The organism is Moraxella sp. K127 (assembly GCF_015223095.1).
Classification (GTDB): domain Bacteria; phylum Pseudomonadota; class Gammaproteobacteria; order Pseudomonadales; family Moraxellaceae; genus Moraxella.
In genome coordinates, this window is record NZ_JADFBZ010000015.1 from 1 (window position 1) to 19,893 (window position 19,893).

16 protein-coding genes and 1 pseudogene are annotated in these 19,893 nt (G+C 44.9%); 2 read left to right on the forward strand and 15 right to left on the reverse strand.

Annotation, left to right across the window (positions count from 1 at the left end; all coding sequences use genetic code 11):
* Positions 1-192, forward strand: a 192-nt coding sequence (locus IM753_RS12965; protein ID WP_227713075.1) for a hypothetical protein, incomplete at its 5' end; no start/stop codon positions are given.
* Between the two features lie 49 nt (positions 193-241).
* On the opposite strand, the gene purF is transcribed toward IM753_RS12965, so the two are convergent.
* From purF to xthA, 11 genes and pseudogenes are all read right to left on the reverse strand, one after another.
* The gene (gene purF / locus IM753_RS04700) at positions 242-1,756 is read right to left on the reverse strand and encodes an amidophosphoribosyltransferase (protein WP_194108790.1); all 1,515 of its coding nucleotides are present in this window, start codon (positions 1,754-1,756) and stop codon (positions 242-244) included.
* Between the two features lie 103 nt (positions 1,757-1,859).
* Positions 1,860-2,363, reverse strand: coding sequence for a CvpA family protein (locus IM753_RS04705; protein WP_062499396.1), 504 nt, complete (start codon positions 2,361-2,363; stop codon positions 1,860-1,862).
* Positions 2,364-2,464: 101 nt separating this feature from the next.
* Positions 2,465-3,478: pseudogene (locus IM753_RS04710) on the reverse strand (quinone-dependent dihydroorotate dehydrogenase); the annotation flags it as partial.
* 474 nt (positions 3,479-3,952) lie between these two features.
* A complete protein-coding gene (locus tag IM753_RS04715; protein ID WP_194108783.1) occupies positions 3,953-6,217 on the reverse strand; it encodes a nitric-oxide reductase large subunit in 2,265 nt (754 codons plus the stop codon).
* Positions 6,218-6,675: 458 nt separating this feature from the next.
* Positions 6,676-7,173: a phosphohistidine phosphatase SixA gene (gene sixA, locus IM753_RS04720; protein WP_065256850.1), complete on the reverse strand. Its 498-nt coding sequence runs from the start codon at positions 7,171-7,173 to the stop codon at positions 6,676-6,678.
* A gap of 107 nt (positions 7,174-7,280) precedes the next feature.
* Positions 7,281-8,603, reverse strand: a complete 1,323-nt coding sequence (locus IM753_RS04725; RefSeq protein ID WP_065256851.1) for an NAD(P)H-dependent glycerol-3-phosphate dehydrogenase — start codon at positions 8,601-8,603, stop codon at positions 7,281-7,283.
* Between the two features lie 239 nt (positions 8,604-8,842).
* Complete coding sequence (locus IM753_RS04730) at positions 8,843-9,415, reverse strand: nitroreductase (RefSeq protein ID WP_115247404.1); 573 nt, start codon at positions 9,413-9,415, stop codon at positions 8,843-8,845.
* 211 nt (positions 9,416-9,626) lie between these two features.
* Positions 9,627-10,724, reverse strand: coding sequence for a cell division protein ZapE (gene zapE, locus IM753_RS04735; protein WP_065256853.1), 1,098 nt, complete (start codon positions 10,722-10,724; stop codon positions 9,627-9,629).
* Positions 10,693-11,247, reverse strand: a complete 555-nt coding sequence (locus IM753_RS04740) for a hypothetical protein (RefSeq protein WP_194092548.1) — start codon at positions 11,245-11,247, stop codon at positions 10,693-10,695. Before IM753_RS04740 ends, zapE begins: the two co-directional genes overlap by 32 nt.
* A 3-nt stretch (positions 11,248-11,250) precedes the next feature.
* Positions 11,251-11,877 (reverse strand): alpha/beta hydrolase, encoded by a 627-nt coding sequence (locus IM753_RS04745; protein ID WP_065256855.1) that lies wholly within the window; start codon positions 11,875-11,877, stop codon positions 11,251-11,253.
* Between the two features lie 267 nt (positions 11,878-12,144).
* Positions 12,145-12,960, reverse strand: coding sequence for an exodeoxyribonuclease III (xthA, locus tag IM753_RS04750; protein ID WP_065256856.1), 816 nt, complete (start codon positions 12,958-12,960; stop codon positions 12,145-12,147).
* Positions 12,961-13,205: 245 nt separating this feature from the next.
* On the opposite strand from xthA, the gene IM753_RS04755 reads away from it, so the two are divergent.
* Positions 13,206-14,432, forward strand: coding sequence for an NRAMP family divalent metal transporter (locus IM753_RS04755; RefSeq protein WP_194108784.1), 1,227 nt, complete (start codon positions 13,206-13,208; stop codon positions 14,430-14,432).
* A gap of 76 nt (positions 14,433-14,508) precedes the next feature.
* Here the strand turns inward: IM753_RS04755 and IM753_RS04760 are convergent, their stop codons facing one another.
* The 4 genes from IM753_RS04760 to IM753_RS04775 form a co-directional block, all read right to left on the reverse strand.
* Positions 14,509-16,107 carry an ABC transporter ATP-binding protein gene (locus tag IM753_RS04760; protein WP_065256858.1) on the reverse strand — a complete coding sequence of 533 codons (1,599 nt, stop codon included), beginning with the start codon at positions 16,105-16,107 and terminating at the stop codon, positions 14,509-14,511.
* Between the two features lies 1 nt (position 16,108).
* Positions 16,109-17,005, reverse strand: a complete 897-nt coding sequence (gene oppC, locus IM753_RS04765) for an oligopeptide ABC transporter permease OppC (protein ID WP_216635283.1) — start codon at positions 17,003-17,005, stop codon at positions 16,109-16,111.
* A 12-nt stretch (positions 17,006-17,017) separates the two neighbouring features.
* Positions 17,018-17,938: an oligopeptide ABC transporter permease OppB gene (gene oppB, locus IM753_RS04770; RefSeq protein WP_065256860.1), complete on the reverse strand. Its 921-nt coding sequence runs from the start codon at positions 17,936-17,938 to the stop codon at positions 17,018-17,020.
* Positions 17,939-18,146: 208 nt separating this feature from the next.
* Positions 18,147-19,784, reverse strand: a complete 1,638-nt coding sequence (locus IM753_RS04775; RefSeq protein WP_194108785.1) for an ABC transporter substrate-binding protein — start codon at positions 19,782-19,784, stop codon at positions 18,147-18,149.
* Positions 19,785-19,893 lie beyond the last annotated feature (109 nt).

Sequence of the window (19,893 nt, forward strand, 5' to 3'; positions counted from 1 at the left end):
GCAATTCGCCCAAAAATCAACACTTTATCAAAGGGCAAATGTACACCCAGCCAACTTGATATTTGCCACGGGTTTGCAGGTGTACTGAGTACACCCTTTGATGACATTACCACACAAGGCGTGCACAGCACGCCCCTACATCCAAACATCATTGTGTTTGCAGTAATTTTAAAGTTTCTTGGGTGTCTATAAAAATAGATCTTGACAGACAAGACCTATTTTCACAAAACAAAGCATGAACTTATTCCATAATTCCTGTAATGTCCACAGGGTTATTTGCCACTTGCTGTTTTTTGGCACCGTCATTGCGTTTGGCTTGTAGCTCTTGTAGATACTCTTCGGTAATCTGCCCTGCCACATAACAGCCGTCAAACACCGAGCAGTCAAAGCCATCAACACGGCTGTATTTGGTGTTGTTTACCGCTTCCACCAAATCATCCAAATCTTGGAAAATCAAGCGGTCAGCCCCGATAATCTCACGCACTTCATCAACCGTACGCCCCGATGAAATCAGCTCACTACGCACTGGCATGTCAATGCCATAGACATTCGGGAAAATCACGGGCGGGGCAACAGACGCAAAAAAGACGTTTTTCGCCCCTGCGTCTCGTGCCATTTGAATAATCTCATGGCAGGTCGTCCCACGCACGATAGAATCATCCACCAGTAGGACGTTTTTATTTTTAAACTCCAAAGGAATGGCGTTTAGCTTTTGGCGGACGCTCTTTTTACGCATGGACTGACCAGGCATGATAAAGGTACGCCCGATATAGCGGTTTTTGTTAAAGCCTTCACGGTATTTCACACCCAGATAAGTAGCACATTCTAATGCCGAGTTGCGAGATGTATCAGGAATAGGAATAACCACGTCAATCTCGTGATTCTCGCCCCACTCAGAGATGATTCGCTGAGCGAGCTTCTCCCCCATCCGCATGCGAGCCTTATGCACCGAGATGTTATCGATGATACTGTCAGGACGGGCAAAATAGACATATTCAAAAATACAAGGTGTGTGCTTGATTTTGTCGGTGCATTGTTTGGTGTGCAAGTTATAATTTAAATCAATAAAAATTGCTTCACCGGGGTTGATGTCTCGCACCACTTCAAAGCCCAACGCAGTCAGTGCCACTGACTCCGACGCCACCATGTACTCCACGCCAGCAGGAGTCAGACGGCGACCATAGACCAGTGGGCGAATGCCGTTCGGGTCTCTAAATGCGAGCATGCCATGCCCTGCTATCATCGCTACCACGCCATACGCCCCTTGACAGCGGTCATAGACAGCTTGTAAGGCGGTAAAAATATCATCGGGAGCAAGTTTGGTTTTGGTGAATTTTTGCAATTCATGAGCAAAGATGTTGAGTAACACTTCCGAATCCGAGTCGGTGTTCAAATGACGACGGTCATGCTCATAGACTTCTTTGGCAAGGGTTTCGGCATTGGTTAGGTTACCGTTGTGTGCCAAGGCAATGCCATAGGGCGAATTGACGTACAAAGGCTGAGCTTCTGCCGTGCTTGACGTGCCTGCGGTCGGATAGCGAACATGCCCGATGCCAAAATTCCCCACCAGACGCACCATGTGCTTATTTAAAAACACATCTCGCACCATGCCGTTGTCTTTACGCAGATACAGGCGGTCATCTTTTAGGGTCACAATCCCTGCCGCGTCCTGCCCCCGATGTTGTAACATGGTCAAGCCATCATATAACATCTGACCCACAGGCTCATGGGCACACACACCAATCACACCACACATAGTCACTCACTCCAAAAGTTTGGCAACACGCCAATTAGGTTAAAGAGATTTACCACTAATACAAAGTTAGTTTTAACAAATTTTTTGCATTAAAAAATCCGTCCTATTGATACGGATTTTCCACTTGGTTCCATGCTTCGCCAAGCACTTCGGTCAATAACGCCTGTGCCACAGGGGCAAGGGGCAGTAGGTTTTGGGCGAGAATGGACTCTTGCCATTGGGGCAATTTAACGAGCAAGGGGGATGCGATACTTAGGATAATCAGCACTTTTAATACGCCCTTACTTGCCCCCAAGATACCACCCAAAATGTTATCCAAAAAGCCCAATTTTAAAAATTTTAAGGTTTTTAATGCCAGCCACGAAATAACGTGCGTGATACTCACAATAATCAGCACAATCACCAAAAACGCCAGCGAAATCTGTAAGACTTCGTTATCCACCACACCCACGAACAAAGGCGAGAACTCTTTGGCAAGAGCTGATGCCACAATGAGTGCGACAAACCATGCCACCAGTGACATCGCTGTCTTAATCGCCCCTGCTTGAAAACCACGCCACAACCCAACAAGCACCATAAAGGCGATACCAATATCAAGAATGCTCATGCTTTGTTTGGCTCGCCCGAAGCATTTTTGTCTGGATCATTATCGTCCACGTTTTTATCCAAGCTATCAGATTTATCCGCCACGACCAAGGCACGCTCTTTGTAGTTGGCAATGCTTTGTACACAGTCCTGCACGAGCGAAGGACCTTTATAAACCAGTCCTGAGTACAGCTGTACAGCAGTCGCTCCCGCGGTCAGCTTACGCACCGCCAAATCGCCCGTATCAATACCGCCCACCCCAATCAAATCCACCTTGCCCGACAGTCGCTCGGCAAATGCCGTCAGTACCAACGTGCTTTGATGACTAAGCGGTCTGCCTGACAAACCACCATCTTCATGGGCATGCTCTTGGTCTTCGACACCCACTCGTGATAACGTGGTATTTGTGGCTATCAGCCCATCAATGTCAAAGTTGGTGAGATTTTTGGCGATGTCATCTATTTGGCTCTCGTCCAAATCAGGGGCGATTTTTAGGGCAAGTGGCACATAGTAGCCATGCTCGCTTGCCAGTTTTGTATGGCAAGTCTTAATGCCATCCAACAGATGAGCCAGCTCAGATGCCCCTTGCAGGGTTCGTAAATTGGCGGTGTTGGGGCTAGAAATGTTAATCGTGATATAACTGGCGTACGGATAAACTCGCTCCAAGCAGTACACATAGTCATCCAAAGCATTCTCAACAGGCGTGGTCGCATTTTTGCCGATGTTAATACCAAGCACGCCTTTGTATTTGGCACGCTCAATGTTGGCAATCATCTTATCCACGCCATCGTTATTAAAGCCCATACGGTTGATAATCGCCCCACTGTCCGCCAAACGGAACATTCTCGGGCGTGGATTGCCCGCCTGTGGTTGTGGCGTGACTGTACCAATCTCCAAAAAACCAAAGCCAAGCTCAGCCAAGGCGTCAATATACTCGCCATTTTTATCAAGCCCCGCCGCCAGCCCCACAGGGTTCATCAGGCTAATGCCCATGCAGTTGGTCGGCATTGACTGGCGTGGATAAGCAAACCCAAGCAGGCGTGCTTTGTGCAATCGCTCTAAATTTTCAAGCGTCCATTCATGGGCTTTTTCAGGTTGCATGGAAAATAGATAAGGGCGAAGCAAACTATATGACATGGGTCTCTCAAAATGGATAAATACATCTTTTGACATTATAACACATTCTATCAAAAGATTAAATATCACTCATGATTGACTTCAGGGCAATCGCACTACAAAATTTTACATGAAATTGATTAAAAATCAAGCAAATTTAGTATTTATAGTTAATTTTATCTAAATATATTTTTAATAAATTATTCAAAATATAATTGGTTTGGTGAGTTTTTAAATAATTTGTGTCTAAAAATTGCCAATTTCTTCAAAAACATAATTTTATTTGCTAAAAATTAAATATAGTGCGATTGCCCTGTGATTGACTTTTGATCGCCTTTTTACCATTAAATCTCTTTCCAAACTAAAAATAAACCCTTATAAGTATTGGGGTTGAGATTTTTAAAAATCCACAAAAATCGGGGTTTGGAAAGAAGTCTATTAAAAACCGCCACCCAGATTAAGTAGCGGTTATAATACTGACAAAGATTTAACGATTTACAGGGCATTAGGCTGATGATTATCATCACCTGCTTTGGCAAAGACCAATTTTACTACTTGCCATGCTACTGCTATCGCCCCGATAATAAAGACCACATCACCAATGGTGCGAATCCATCTTAGCATGACCAAAAAGTCCTGTTGCAAAAAGCCTTCACTGCGTGCATACCACAAGCCTTCGGTAATGGATGCATGGGCTTGATACACCCCGATAGGCAACAAACTTGTCATTATCATCAGCACAAGACCTGCATTCAGAGCCCAAAAACTCATCTTCATCAGACTGTCATCAAAGACATGATTAGGGCGAATATAACGCACAATCAACAGCACAAAGCCGAGAGCCAAAAAGCCATACACACCAAATAACGCCGCATGAGCATGGACGGCAGTCGTGTTTAGCCCTTGGATATAAAACAGTGCCAATGGCGGATTTAACATAAATCCAAACACGCCTGCTCCGACCATGTTCCAAAACGAGACTGCCACAAAATACAAGATGGGCCATTTTAACTTGTCCATCCACGGGGCTTGATGTTGTTTTTCCCAGTGTTCATAGGCTTCATAGCCAAGCACCACGAGTGGCACAACTTCCAATGCCGAAAATGACGCACCGATTGCCATGATTGGCGTAGTCGTTCCTGTAAAATACAGATGATGGAACGTCCCTGGCACACCGCCCAATAAGAACAATGCCGCTGAGATGATGGTCGCCCCTGTGGCGGTTTTATAACGCACCAGCCCAAGGTTATAAAAGATAAAGGCAAATGCTGCGGTTGCAAATACTTCAAAAAATCCTTCAACCCACAGATGTACCACCCACCAACGCCAGTATTCCATGATGGCAATGTTGGTGCGTTCACCATAGAACAGACCCGAGCCGTAGAACAGACCGACACACGCCACAGACGCCACAAAGATAAACAATAGGTTTTTATCGCCTTTTTGTTTAAACCCATAAGCCCAGCCACGTGCCATCAGTACAAGCCACAGCAAAATACCAACAAATTTTAAAATCTGCCAAAAACGCCCCAAATCAATAAACTCATAGCCTTGATGTCCAAACCAAAAATTAAGATGGGCAGGCATGATGTGTTTTAGGGCAAAGAACTGGGCGATGAACGAACCCACACACACGATGATGAGTGCCACCCACAAGATATCCACGCCCAGTTTTTGGAATTTAGGGTCTTTGCCACCATTGATGATGGGGGTCAAAAATAAGCCTGCCGCCAAAAATGCCGTGGCAATCCAAAACAGTGCCGACTGAATGTGCCATGTCCGCACCAGTGAGTAAGGCAACCAGTCCGCCACAGGAATGCCATAGAACGAATGTCCTTCTACCGTATAATGAGCAACAAAACCACCCAAAAATACTTGTAGTACAAATAACGCCACCACAAGCAGTCCGTATTTACCCAACGCTTTTTGCGATGGTGTTAGACTTATCTTGGTCAAAGGGTCAGACTCTGGCACCGCCAATTTGACATCTTCTTCTTTTTTGGAAAATGCCCACGCCCAAATCAAAAATCCCACGCCCGCAATCAAAAACACCACGCTAGCCACTGACCAAATGATGTTTTCGGCGGTTGGTACATTATCAATCAGTGGCTCATGTGGCCAGTTATTGGTAAATGTGGCATCTGTACCAGGACGATTTGCCGATGAAATCCACGCCGTCCAAAAATAAAAATTCGCCAAATGCTGCCGTGCGGTCAAATCAGGCAAAGTGTTATTTTTCATGGCAAAATTTTCCCGAGTTTTGATGTACTTAGGGTCATTACCATACAGCTTGACATAATAGGGAGCAACCTCATGGATTGCCTTGATGCGTGTATCAGAGAGTACCACGATTTGTGTGCCATCATTTGCACTTGTGCGGTATTCCTCTTTTAGGGCTTGACGCAGTCCTGCTTGCTCAGATGATGTTAGAGTATCATATCCCTTGCCGTAGGTTTCATTGGCACGAATGTCAAGCCATGCGACCAGCTCACGATGCAACCAATCAGCCGTCCAGTCGGGAGCTTGATACGCCCCATGCCCCAACACCGAACCCAACTGCATGCCACCTGTCGTCTGCCATGCTGACTGACCTTGCAGGATGTCATCATCTGTCATGATGACCTGACCTTGACTGTCCACAAACTGCTGTGGAATGGGCGGTGCAGAGCGATAAACTTCCGCCCCACCCCATCCAAGCAATGTAAAGGTGCAAAGTAGCACCCCAAACAGCACCCACCAGTGCTTTTTATACTCACCCATCTCTTGCTCCTTATCTCGTGGCTTGATTGGGAATTGTGATTGATAAGATAATCGCATTATCTTAATGACTGTTTTAAAAATATATTTTAAATATATCTTTAAAATGGCATTGTACGCCCACCCATCGCCAAAAGTCAATGCTTTATGACACAATTTTTAAAATTTGTTATGCTTATTAATAATTTGTTGTATTTATAAATAAAAGGTAACTTATTTTTATTAAAGGTAAATAGGGCGTGTTGAACATTGATAACATTTTATAAAATTAAGATAAAAATTTAACACTTTTATCAATTTTTGCATGAAAAATGGCTAAATCTTGTTTTTCAAGGAAAAAACTTGCGATTTTTCTCATTTTTCATTGCAAATACCAATATTCAACACGCCCTAAAAACCGCCACCCAAATAGGTAGCGGTTTATTAAATTAACCTACAAAGCGGTTATGTTTATCAATCCATCAAGGTTGCACAGGCGAGAATCTCTCGCTTTGACGTGCTAGACCTTGGGCGATGACATCGGCTGTCATAACCCGATATTCTGCCAAATCAAACATCGGCGGGGGCAAACCGTCTGTGTCCAGATACGCCACCATGCGAGCGACTATCGGCATGTGACATACCACCGCTATCGTTTTATCATGCTCATGTCCATAGTGCGATGTGATGATTTGCTCAATGTCCGCCACGCCTGCCACGGGGTCATCATCAGGGGTAATGCTACCCAACGTGATGAATGTGGGGTTTTGTCCTTTGTTATTTGCGATATTTTGTAAGATTTTGGCGGTTTGGTCGGCACGGTTAAAGGGGCTGGCGATAATCATGTCAAGACTGTATCGCTCGGTGAGATGCGTGGCAGTCTGGTTCGCCTGAGCTTGCCCAAATTCGGTCAAATCACGCCCAGCATCATCAGCACAATAGGCAGTTGCTTGACCGTGTCGGATAAAGATAAGTTTCATGGTAAATCCTTCTTTTAATATAGGGTAAATTGCAATTTACCCCTACACATTTAGTTAAAATTTCAAAGGTGCATTGTAAGAATACAACCCAATTTAACAATCACGACCTATTTATCAGTATCATCAACAGCTTCATCATCTTTGGGTTTATTCTCTTTACTTGCTTTTAAGACCTTATCAAACTCTTTTGACAGCTTTTCATTGCTCTCATCATGGGGCATGACAAATTCCACATCACTTCGAAACCCCGTTTCCATAAGGTTTACCGCCACACTCAGAGCCGATTTATTTTCGTATAACACCGCATATAGGGCGTGAGTGATTGGCATATAAATGCCTAGTTTTTTGGCTTGCTCTTCTACCTGAGCAATGGTATTGACCCCTTCGGCGGTTTGTCCGAGCTTTTTAATGGCGTTATCTAGCGTGATGCCCTTACCAAGCATATTGCCGATTTGATAATTGCGACTTAGGGTAGAATTACAAGTGGCATACAAGTCGCCCACACCCGACAAACCTAAGAACGTCAAGGGGTTTGCCCCCACCGCCACGCCAAATCGGCTCATCTCCGCCAACGCCCGAGTCAGTAGCATGGCTTTGGTGTTCTCGCCCACGCCATAGGCATTTGCCATACCCATTGCCACCGCATAGATGTTTTTTAAGGCTCCGCCTAACTCCACACCCTTGACATCATCGGACGCAAACACCCGAAAAAACGCACTGTGCAGTGCTGTCTGTACCGCCACTCTAAGTGGCTCGGACGGACTGGCAATCACACTGGCGGACGGCATATTATTCATGATTTCAAGAGCAAGATTGGGCCCGCTCATTACGCCAAAACTCACCTGTGGCAACTCGTCCTTGATGATGTCGCTCATCAGGGCAAACGTGCCTTTTTCTATGCCCTTGGTCAAAGACACCACCGCTTGATGTGTGATGTGTGGACGGATATTTTGCAAGGTCTCACGCACCGCCGAGCTTGGCACCGCCACAAAGATAATGTCTTTGTTTTTGACTGATTCTGCCAAATCATGACTAAACGCCAAACGACTATCTAGTACATGATTGGGTAGGTATTTTTTGTTAATACGGGTTTTTTGTAGGGCTTTGACCGTCTTTTTATCACGCACCCACAGGGTCGTCTCACAGCCGTTTTTGGCGGATAGATTTGCCATTGCCGTGCCAAAACTGCCCCCACCGAGTACCACGATACGCAGGGGCGCATCCATGTTCTTATCCACATGAACGCCAAATGTGTCGGGGTCTGGCTCTTTTTTGCGTTTTTTGGCAAGATGAGCAAGGTTTGCCAAAATTCCGCCTTCGGCTTCGGATTTTTCGAACAGATGACGGGCTTCTTCTAGGCCTTGATTGATGCTTTGGCTTGCCACATCGACAATTTTTTTAACTTTGGGGTTATCTTTTGGCAATTTCATGGGCTTGTCCTTTTTTAAATTTTCATTGATAAGTTATTATACCACTCTCAACTTTATTCATACTTACCGAACCTAAAATTTGATACGGCTTTGTACGGGCGAATTGCAATTCGCCCCTACGGTCAATGATAAATTTTGTATCATTTTTAAAGTTCTTTTGGTATATCACTGTTTTATCAAGGGCGAATAAATTACCCCTACCATTCAAAAACAATCAAAAATCGTTGAGATTGGGCAATCTATTGATAAAAATAAACAAATTCTGCCAAATCCACCGCTTCACGCTCAGGCATGACAATATCACTTGACCCAACATAAATAAATCCGCACACGGTGTTATCATCGCTAACCCCAAAATGGGCTTTGACGGCAGGCTCATTGCACAAATCGCCCGTACGCCATACCGTGCGATAGCCCATGCTTTGCAGTGCCAACAGCAGGTTTTGCACCACCGCCCCCACGCACAGAAGTTGCTCAAACTCTGGTACTTTTGGGTGTGATTTATAATCGGTTGCCACCGTGATAATCATCGGAGCTCGTTTTGGCATATTGATGAGCTTGGTGCGTGCGGTGTCGTCTAGACTCTCACCGTCCGTCTGGGCTTTGGCAAGCCCTGCTTGGAGCAGTACTTGTCCAAACTCATCAAGAGCCTTACCCACCATAACGCCAAACCGATAAGGGCGTAACACCTTATGGTCGGGGGCAGTCATCGCACACAAAAAGGCGGTGTTTAGCTCATCATGGCTTGGCATGGGTAGGGAGAGTTTGCCAATGCTACGGCGAGCATGGATAAGGGAGATTAGGTCGTTCATGGTTTTTCTCGTTTGATTTTTACTTTTAATCAGTTTGCAATATTATAGGTAGGGGCAAATTATAATTCGTCTAAAAAGCAAGGCAGTTTTCTAACATTGGATTTGCCGAACTAGGTTTTCCGTTCGCCCTGAGCTTGTCGAAGGGTGGCGGAAAACCGTTATGGTTCGACAAGCTCACCACGAACGGTTTTCTTTTGCCCTGTAAACACCCCTATTCTACCCTATGTTCTTCTGACAAATATTCCTCAGACTGCATTTCTAGCAGGCGTGAACGTGTCCGCTCAATCTCAAAGGCGAGTTTTTCGCCTTGATACAACTCCAAAATAGACTGCTCAGCACGCACGAGCAATTTGACACGGCGGTCATAAAACTCGTCCACCAAATAAATAAACCGTCTGGTCGGGTCCATAAATGTATCCGTCAAGGCAGGGACATTATCCACCATGACCGTATCAAAATCACTGGCAATCTCAATAAAATCGGACGCTGAACGGGGTTGCATACACAAATCCCTAAAACTTGCCAAAAGCATGGTCTCGGTACGCTTAATGATAGCAATCTCACGCCCACCGATGACAATGGGGTCGGTTACTACCTTTTGTCCGCCTGCCAGCGTATCAAACCGCTCGGACAGCCAGTCTTTGGTGTCGTCCGTTAGGGGCGATGAGTAAAGTTTGGCTTGCTTTAACAATCTTAGCCGATAATCCACGCCTGCGTCAATATTCATCACGGTCGTGTGCTTTTCAACCTGCTCAATGGCGGGCAAAAAGCGGTCTCTGTGAATGCCGTTTTTATAAAGCCCAGACGGCTCAATGTTGGACGTCGCCACAAGCGTAATGCCACGCTCAAAGAGCATACTAAACAAATCGCCCAAAATCATGGCGTCCGACACGTTGGAGACAAAAAATTCATCAAAACAAATGACAACCGCTTCGCTATGTATAATGTCCGCCACTTTTTGTAGGGGATTGACTTGCCCTTGCAATTTGACAAGCTCGGACTGTACTCGCTTCATAAAATGATGAAAATGCAGTCGCATTTTTCGCTCTATCGGCAAGCTGTCATAAAACATATCCATAAGCCACGTCTTGCCACGTCCGACACCGCCCCACATATACAAGCCTTTAGGGGGCGTAGGTTTGGCTTTGAACAGACTGGCAAAAAAGCCTTGATTGGTGTTTTGGCTTGCCATGATTTCATGGTGCAGTTTGTCAAGATAGGCAACTGCCTTAGCTTGCACGTCATCATGGCTAAAATTACCTGTGGCTAGGGCTTCATCATAGCGTTTTTGGGGGGATAAATTGGTCATTATTTTTCCTTAATTTAAGCTCGTTTTGTGAATGTTTTTTGGCAACCAAATAAGAATGTATGATTTTATAAACGGTCAAAAATAACAACAAACACGTACACACGATTATCATAAATACCGAATGCCAATGGCTTGGCACGCCACGTTGTAACTCTGTTTTAAATAAATTGATGTGCGGTTTGTCTTTTAAATAATACACTTCAACTGTATCGCCCAACGGCTTGCCACAAAACATTCCAACAGATTTAATATAACTTTTACCATTTACATCAAAACGATAAAATCTTTTAGCGTTTTTTCCGCAATGTTCACGGTAGGACGTGGCTAATATCAACACGCCATTGTCTTTTAATAACTCGTGTTTCTTTATGGTTTTTTGCTGATTGTGGTAAGCAATCCCACAAAGCACGGCAATTATCAAACCCGTAACCAAAACCACCACCCAAAATAATGCTTTATTGCTTGTTATTAAAGCAAACACTTCGCCGAGACTGACTTTGTTTGGGTCTTGTGATTTTGACATGGTTTATTTTTCAATCAATTCTTTTAACTCGCCAAGTCGCCCATGAAAAAAGTGGCTCGCCCCTGTCATCACTTTACGGCGTATGCCAAACTCATCGGCAAAATCCGCCATACTGCTTGGGCGGACAAATTCATCTTGGTCGCCATAAATCATGAGCGTATCGGTCGGTAGTGTTAGCCCTGTTGGGTCGTTTTTTTCAATGGACGGGGCGATGAGCGTGAGTTTTTGTAGATTCACATCTGTATCCGTCAACACCTTATCCGCCACACGGCACGCAATAAATCCCCCAAAAGAAAATCCTGCCAGCCACAGTGTCTTGGCATTCGTCTGCTTCAACGCCCAATCAAGCACGCATAGGCTGTCCAAATACTCGCCATTACCATACTCAATCTCACCGCTTGACTGCCCCACGCCCCGATAATTAAACCGCACGGTATCCATGCTAGCTTCTTTGCAAAAGCGGTATAGGGTCGTAACCACTTTGTTATTCATCGTCCCGCCTGCTTTGGGGTTGGGGTGTAATATCAAAGCCAGCGTGTCCGAGTTCGCCCAATGTGCGTCCACTTCAAGCACCGCACTGTCGCCCATGTGCGGGGCGGGGATTAGGGTTGTGGGTTTTAAGTTTTTCATGTTTTTAAAAGTATAAAATGAGCCATTATAGCATAAAATCAGGCTTATACAGGTGTTTTGTGGCAGGTTTTTATGATGAGATTTTTGAATTTCTTTGTAAAATAGGGGTAAATAATTAGGATTATGTTAAATAAATTTTTAAAATAAAAAGGGAAATTTGCCAATCAAGATGATTTTAAAAAATTGGCGTGTCAAACGTGTCAAATATGGGGTAAATTGCCATTTACCCCAATAAATACACCAATTATAATGACTGCCTTTGTGTTATCACACCCCAAACCTTGCCCAAATCGGTGCATGGTCAGACGGCTTTTCTAGCCCACGAATGTCATAGCTGATTCCTGCATCCACGCAGTCTTGGATAAGTCTGTCTGTACACAGAATATGGTCAATCCGCAAACCCCGTTTTGGCGTGTCATCAAAGCCTTTTGAGCGGTAATCAAACCAACTAAACTCGTCTGCACTGTCAGGCTTAAACTTACGGTAAGTGTCGTGCAAATCACGACTCATTAAGGCATCATACCACTCACGCTCTTCGGGCAAAAACGAACAAGTGCCATTTTTTAGCCAGCGTTTGGCGTTTGGCTCGCCAATGCCCACATCGTTGTCATGGGGCGAGATGTTCATATCGCCCATGATGACAAGCTCACGCCCCTGCCCTTTTAGCTCGTCAATGTAGCGGTTTAGGTCGGCATAAAAAGCACGTTTCATGGGGAATTTGGTCTCATGTTCACGGTTTTCGCCTTGGGGAAAATAGCCGTTGATAACATCAATCTCACGCCCATTGACATCAAATCGGGCATGAATGAGCCGTCTTTGAGCATCCACATCAGCAAAGGGAAAGCCCTTTTGCACAAAAATCGGCTCAAATTTGGACAAAATCGCCACACCATAATGCGACTTTTGCCCAAAAAATTCCACATGATAACCAAGGCTCTCCACGTCTTTTAGGGGAAAGGCATCATCATGGACTTTGGTTTCTTGCAAACCAATAACATCCGCCCCAAGCGTATCACGCACGGCAACGAGTTGGTGTAATCTGGCACGTAGCCCATTAATGTTAAAACTGACAAATGTGGTCATTGAAGCGGTCATTTACAATGGCTCTTAAAAAATAATGACATATGATGGGGGCAAATACTCAAATACAAAGGGTACGGCTTAAATAAATGACACAGTCAAGTGCATTCAGACCAAATTTGGCTCAATATATAACTGTTTGTATAAAAATACAAATAATTTATCATAAAAAATTATGAAATAATAAGATATAATATGTTAATATTCAAAAACTTTATTTTCTACTTTATGTTTACTTTGGGGTAATTATGGCAATTGGCATTAACTGGAAAGCCTTTGGGCCAGGTATTTTGATTGCATCTGCCGCCATTGGTGGTTCACACTTGATCGCATCAACACAGGCGGGGGCGTTATATGGTTGGCAACTTGCCATCATCATTTTATTGGCAAACTTTTTTAAATACCCTTTTTTTCGCTTTGCCACCGACTACGCTTATGAAACGGGTGAGAGTCTCATTGCAGGCTACGCCAAAAAGTCTAAATTTTATCTTTGGGCATTTTTCATTCTATCCATGATATCAGGCATGATCAGTACAGGGGCTGTGGTACTGCTGACAGCGGTGATTTTAAGTTATATGCTCCCCTTTGAACTCTCCACAGTTGTACTGTCGGCGGTGATGGTGGTGGCATCTTGGGCATTGCTTATCTTTGGGCATTTTCGGATGCTTGATAATGTGACCAAATGGATCATTATTTTGCTGACCGTTACGACCATCTTGGCGGTCATCATCGCAGGGGCAAAAGCACCACCACCTGCCCATGACTTTGTGGCAGTATCACCGTTTAACATGGCAGGACTTTCCTTCATCATCGCCTTGATGGGCTGGATGCCAACACCGTTAGAATTCTCCGTCATCTCATCGGTATGGACCGCCAAAAAAATTCGTGATGACCATCCAACACATGAACAAGGCTTGCTTGACTTTAATGTCGGCTATCTTAGCTCTGCCATTTTGGCGTTATTTTTCTTGGCTTTGGGAGTGTTTGTCCAATATGGCACAGGACAAGAAATTGCCATGCAAGGCGGTGCCTACATCGGACAGCTCATCAATATGTACACCAACACCATTGGCGAATGGTCAAGAGGTTTGGTGACATTCATCGCCTTTTTGTGTATGTTTGGCACCATAATCACGTGTGTGGATGGCTATGGGCGTGCCAATGCCGAATGTTTTGCACTCATCAGCGGACACAAATCAACAGGCAAAATCACGTCATTTTGGACGACGATTACCGCCATCACAGGTTTTGGGCTCATTACATTTTTTATGGGGCAGATGGCAACCTTGCTCAAATTTGCGATGATTTCAGCCTTTGTTACTGCACCGATTTTTGCCTATTTAAACTACTCACTCATCAAAAGCCGTGGCAAGAAACTCTCGCCTTTGATGAATATCTATGCCATCTGTGGCATTGTGTTTTTGGCAGGGTTTACCGTATTGTTTTTATTACAATTTTTTCAAATTATCGGCTAGGATGCTTAAACTGATTTTTAAGACAATCATCAAAAAACCAGTCGCCTGACTGGTTTTTGTTTGGTCAATGTTAAAGTTAAGACAAATTAGAGGCTTGTACCAAAAGCTGGGTATACTCATGTTGTGGCTCTTCAAAAATCTGTCTTGCCGTACCCATCTCCACCACCATGCCCTCACTCATCACAATCACGCGGTCAGAGAGTGCTTTGACCACCGATAAATCATGGCTGATAAAAATATAGCTTAGTCCATATTTTTTTTGTAGGTCATTTAAAAGATTGACTACCATGATTTGGGTAGAGCGATCAAGGGCAGATGTCGGTTCATCAAGCAAAACAAATTTTGGTTCTAAAATAATCGCTCGGGCGATGGCGATACGCTGACGCTGACCCCCTGAGAACTCATGCGGATAGCGGTTTATCATGGTGGGCGATAGATTGACTTCTTTTAAGATCTTAACCACCTTTTGCCGACGTTCTTCTTTGCTCATCTGCGGAAAATGTACAGTAAGCCCCTCTTCTATAATCTCACGCACGGTCAGACGAGGCGACAATGAGTTAAAGGGGTCTTGAAAGACGATTTGCATATCACGACGCAATGCTTGGCGTTTATCGCCCTTTGTGTCAATGATTTTTTCACCATTAAAACGAATATCGCCCACAGACGGTACAATCTGCATGATGGCACGTCCCAATGTGGATTTTCCCGAACCTGACTCACCGACAATGCCCAATGTCTCGCCTTTTTTTAGGTCAAGTGTGATGCCCTTGACTGCATTAAAGGTTTTGGTAGGCTTGCCAAAGAAGTTGCGTGCGATGACATAATCCACCTTAATGTCCTCTGCTGTGATGAGCTTTGGGGCGGATTCATCAAGGATGGGTTTGTGATTGTTGGGAATGGGGGTCAACAGCTCAACAGTATAAGGATGTTGTGGATTATCAAAGACCTCTTGGGTCGTGCCACGTTCAATAATCACGCCATACTGCATGACACACACTTGATCGCTGTACTTTTTGACCAATCGCAAATCATGAGAGATTAAAATAATCGCCATGCCCAAATCACGCTGCAATTCTAGCATCAAATCCAAAATTTCCGCCTGCGTGGTCACATCAAGTGCCGTCGTCGGCTCATCAGCGATAAGCAGGTCGGGCTTATTGATAATCGCCATTGCAATCATGATGCGTTGGAGCTGACCGCCTGAGAACTCATGCGGATATGCCGTCATTTTTTTGTCGGCATTGGGAATTTTGACCTTTTGTAAGGTGTCAAGTGCCAGTTTGGTCGCTTCGGACTTGCTCACGCTCGGGTTGTGAATGCTGACCGCTTCTGCCACTTGTTTGCCGATGGGGACAAATGGGTTAAGAGACGTCATCGGCTCTTGGAAAATCATGGCAATCTTATCGCCACGGATGGCACGCATCTCACGCTCCGATAAGCTAAGTAGCTCTTTGCCATCAAACAGTACTGATGAGTCTTTACCAAAACTGGCGATGTTTTTTGGCAAAAGTTGCATAATCGCCATTGACGTGACCGACTTGCCCGAACCTGACTCACCGACGATGGCAAGTGTCTGTCCTTTTTCTACGGCAAATGATGAGTCCTTGACCGCATGGACAAGCTCTTCATCGGTTTTTAAAAATACGTCCAAATTTTTTACTTGTAATAATGTCATATCATCTATCCTTTGGGTCTAGGGCATCACGCAAGCCATCGCCGATAAAGTTAAAACAAAACAGTGTAACCACCAAAAAGGTAGATGGCACAAGCAGTTGCCAAGGAGCGACTTGCATGGTCTGAGCCCCTTCTTGGAGCAGTGCCCCCCAACTGGTTCTCGGCTCTTGTACGCCCAGCCCCAAAAAGCTCAAAAATGACTCAAACAAAATCATACCTGGTACGATAAGAGACGCATAAATCACGACCACGCCCAGCACGTTTGGCACGATATGACGGGTCACGATTTGCCAGTTATTCACGCCTGTGACTCGGGCAGCTTCAATAAATTCCTTATTTTTTAGGCTCAATGTCTGACCACGCACGATACGAGCCACGTCAAGCCATGATACCAGACCGATTGCCACAAAAATCAAAATGATATTACGCCCAAATAGGGTTACCAATAAAATCACAAAAAACATAAAAGGAAAGGCACTTAGGATTTCTAAAAATCGCATCATGACCATGTCCACTTTACCGCCCAAAAAGCCAGAGACAGCACCATAGACCGTTCCCACCAGCACCGCCACCAATGCACCAGCAATCCCCACCATGAGTGAGATTTGCCCGCCAACAGCTGTCCGCACGAGCAGGTCTCGCCCTAAGGTATCCGTACCAAAATAGTGCTTGGTTTCCATAGACGGGGCGATACCCATGTTACTCCAATCTGTGTCAGCATAGCCAAATGGCGACAGCATGGGGGCGACAATCACAAATGCCGTGATAAGAAGCAACACCACACCACTTGCCATGGCGGCTTTGTTACGGCGAAAACGTCGCCATGCATCTTGCCATAGACTTCGTCCTTTCACCACAGGCTCTATGGCTTGCACTGTTTCGCTTGCATTCATAGACATACGCATTCCTTTTTAGTATTTAATTTTCGGGTCAATCACCGCATACAAAATATCAACAATCGCATTAAATAGGATTGTCAATACCCCCACCAAAATCGTCAAACTCAGCACAAGGCTATAATCACGGTTTAACGCACCGTTCACAAACAGCTGACCGATACCAGGCAGACCAAAAATCGTCTCAATCACGATAGAGCCTGTGACAATCCCCACAAAAGCAGGCCCCAAATACGAGATGATGGGCAACATGGCAGGACGTAAGGCATGTTTAAAGACGATGTGCGACAAGGGCAAGCCTTTTGCCTTGGCGGTGCGGATATAGGGGCTATTCATCACTTCAATCATCGACCCCCTTGTGATACGAGCGATACTTGCCACATAGCCTATCGCCAATGCTGTCACAGGTAGCACTAGATTCATGAATGCCCCACCATTCCAGCCCCCTGCTGGAAACCATTTTAAAATGACCGCAAAAATCAGCACAAGTAGCGGTGCTTTGACAAAGCTTGGCATGACCACGCCCGTCATCGCCAGCGTCATCAACACATAATCAAGCCAGCTGTTTTGTTTTAGGGCGGCGATGACCCCAAGACCAATCCCCAACACCACCGCAATGACAAAAGCATAAAAGCCAATCTCCACCGACACAGGTAGAGCTTGGGCAAGCAATTCATTGATGGTATGGTCTTTATATTTAAAAGATGGCCCAAAGTCCCCTTGGGCAAGTTGTTTTAGATAATTGACAAATTGAAGCCACATCGGGTCATTTAAATGATATTTTGCCTCGATGTTGGCAAGTACCGCAGGGGGCAGATTACGCTCGCCCGTAAAAGGACTGCCAGGGGCAAGTCGCATCATAAAAAATGAAATGGTAATCAAAAAGAGCATGGTTGGAATGGCTTCTAACACACGCTTAAAAATGAGTTTAAACATAAGCTCTCTCTTATTATTTGCAAATCCATGGCAAACACAAAGGCAGATAACACCTCAAAATACTGGCAATCATCTAGGGCGTATCGAGTATTGCTTGATATTAGAGCATGCCCGCCCCAATCATTTTTTTTGCACAGAAATTTTCTTGCAAACATCAAATCCTGATACACCCTATTGCAATCCACAAAAAACACAACAAACAGCAGGTTTATTCTGCATCACGGCTAAATGCCCAATCCTTGATTTGCCAGTTACTGCTCGGGTCATTTAATGATTCTGCTTGCAGATAAGGCTTTTGTAGACGCACCGACACGGCAGTATAAATAGGTAAAATGGCAGCTTCTTTGTCAAGCAGTTGCTCCGCTTGATGGTATCTTTCCATGCGGTCATTATCATTTAGGCTGGCACTCAAAGTTGAGTCAAGTAAACGATCAAATGTCTCACTGGCATATTTGCCCGAGTTGTTACTGTTGTCCGAACGCAACACATTTAAAAAGGATGATGGCTCGTTATAATCAGCACACCATCCTGCAAATGCTGTATCAAACTTACCTTGACGGCGAGTATCCAACATGGTTTTCCATTCTTGGTTGATGATGGAGACATTGACACTACCGCCGAACGATTCGTTGAGCATGGACGCCGCTGCTGTGGCAATACGCTTACCGGCTTCGCTGGTGCTGTACAGCAACTCAAATTTGAGTGGGTTGCCCGATGAGTAGCCAGCATCCGCCATCAGCTGTTTGGCATGCTCAATGCGTGCCGACCTATCCATCGCCATCCAGTCATGACTGACTTCGCCCATGTTATAGATGGCAGGCGGGGTAAACTGATAGGTTGCCCTCTCGCCACGACCCAACACTTTTTCGGCAATCGTCTCACGGTCTAATGCCATAGAGATGGCTTGACGAGCTTTAACATCATTAAATGGTGCTTTGGCGTGATTGTATTCTAGATAAAAGGTACACAGCTTTGGCGATGAATGCACTTCATCTGGCAGCTCATTTTTGATGCTGGTTAGATGCTCCGATGGAATGGCAGCAATCTCAACCTCACCTGCCTTATAACGATTGACCTCTGTGGATGCTGATGTAATGGGCAAAAAAGTTGCCTTATTGATATTGCCCGCCACTTCCCCAAAATAAGCAGGGTTTCGCTCTATTTTGATATGACTGTTAACCACCCAATCGGTCAATTTATACGCACCACTGACCACGATATTGGCAGGGTCAAGCCATTTGTCGCCATGGGTCTCAATGGCATGTTTTGGCACAGCATACGCCACAGGCAATACCAACAAGTCAGGCAAATAAGGTACGGTATAGGTCAGGGTAATTTCAAGTGTCTTATCATCAACGGCTCTGACACCGAGCGTCTCCACGCCTGCCCTACCATCAGATATTTGTTTGGCATTGACGACTTTGGCATCCACCAAATAGCTAGAATATGGTGATGCGGCATTTGGATCGGTCAGACGTCTAAAACTATATACAAAGTCCTGAGCGGTGATCGGTGTATCATCTGACCATTTGGCATCACGGATTTTAAATGTCCACACTTTACCATCGGCACTGTCCCATTCACTTGCCAATGCTGGTATGGTCGCTCCTTTTTCATCAGCACTGACCAATCCGACAAACATTTGGCGGATAATAGCAAATGAACTTGAATCTGATGCCTTATGCAAATCCAATGATTCAGGCTCTGATCCATTAGGAATGGTTATCTCATCTTTGGTTGTTGTCGCCAAAGATGGTGCAGACTGTTGGTTATCACTCCCACAACCTGACAGAGCAAGAACTCCAAATAACGTGAGTACGGCAAAACTTAGTGTTGATAATTTCATCTTACTTCTCCATGATGATGAACGGATGACAAATCTTGGCAGATGTCATCTAACTTAATATGTTTGTGTTAATCTGACTGATGACATGTTGCTGATTTTATTAATGGCA

Coding starts and splice junctions, on each gene's coding strand:
- sixA (WP_065256850.1), bottom strand. CDS start 7,173: ATGAAACTTATCTTTATCCGACACGGTCAAGCAACTGCCTATTGTGCT.
- IM753_RS04715 (WP_194108783.1), bottom strand. CDS start 6,217: ATGGGTGAGTATAAAAAGCACTGGTGGGTGCTGTTTGGGGTGCTACTT.
- oppC (WP_216635283.1), bottom strand. CDS start 17,005: ATGTCTATGAATGCAAGCGAAACAGTGCAAGCCATAGAGCCTGTGGTG.
- IM753_RS04745 (WP_065256855.1), bottom strand. CDS start 11,877: ATGAAAAACTTAAAACCCACAACCCTAATCCCCGCCCCGCACATGGGC.
- oppB (WP_065256860.1), bottom strand. CDS start 17,938: ATGTTTAAACTCATTTTTAAGCGTGTGTTAGAAGCCATTCCAACCATG.
- IM753_RS04775 (WP_194108785.1), bottom strand. CDS start 19,784: ATGAAATTATCAACACTAAGTTTTGCCGTACTCACGTTATTTGGAGTT.
- IM753_RS04760 (WP_065256858.1), bottom strand. CDS start 16,107: ATGACATTATTACAAGTAAAAAATTTGGACGTATTTTTAAAAACCGAT.
- IM753_RS04755 (WP_194108784.1), top strand. CDS start 13,206: ATGGCAATTGGCATTAACTGGAAAGCCTTTGGGCCAGGTATTTTGATT.
- xthA (WP_065256856.1), bottom strand. CDS start 12,960: ATGACCACATTTGTCAGTTTTAACATTAATGGGCTACGTGCCAGATTA.
- purF (WP_194108790.1), bottom strand. CDS start 1,756: ATGTGTGGTGTGATTGGTGTGTGTGCCCATGAGCCTGTGGGTCAGATG.
- IM753_RS04740 (WP_194092548.1), bottom strand. CDS start 11,247: ATGTCAAAATCACAAGACCCAAACAAAGTCAGTCTCGGCGAAGTGTTT.
- IM753_RS04705 (WP_062499396.1), bottom strand. CDS start 2,363: ATGAGCATTCTTGATATTGGTATCGCCTTTATGGTGCTTGTTGGGTTG.
- IM753_RS04725 (WP_065256851.1), bottom strand. CDS start 8,603: ATGAAATTGCCAAAAGATAACCCCAAAGTTAAAAAAATTGTCGATGTG.
- IM753_RS04730 (WP_115247404.1), bottom strand. CDS start 9,415: ATGAACGACCTAATCTCCCTTATCCATGCTCGCCGTAGCATTGGCAAA.
- zapE (WP_065256853.1), bottom strand. CDS start 10,724: ATGACCAATTTATCCCCCCAAAAACGCTATGATGAAGCCCTAGCCACA.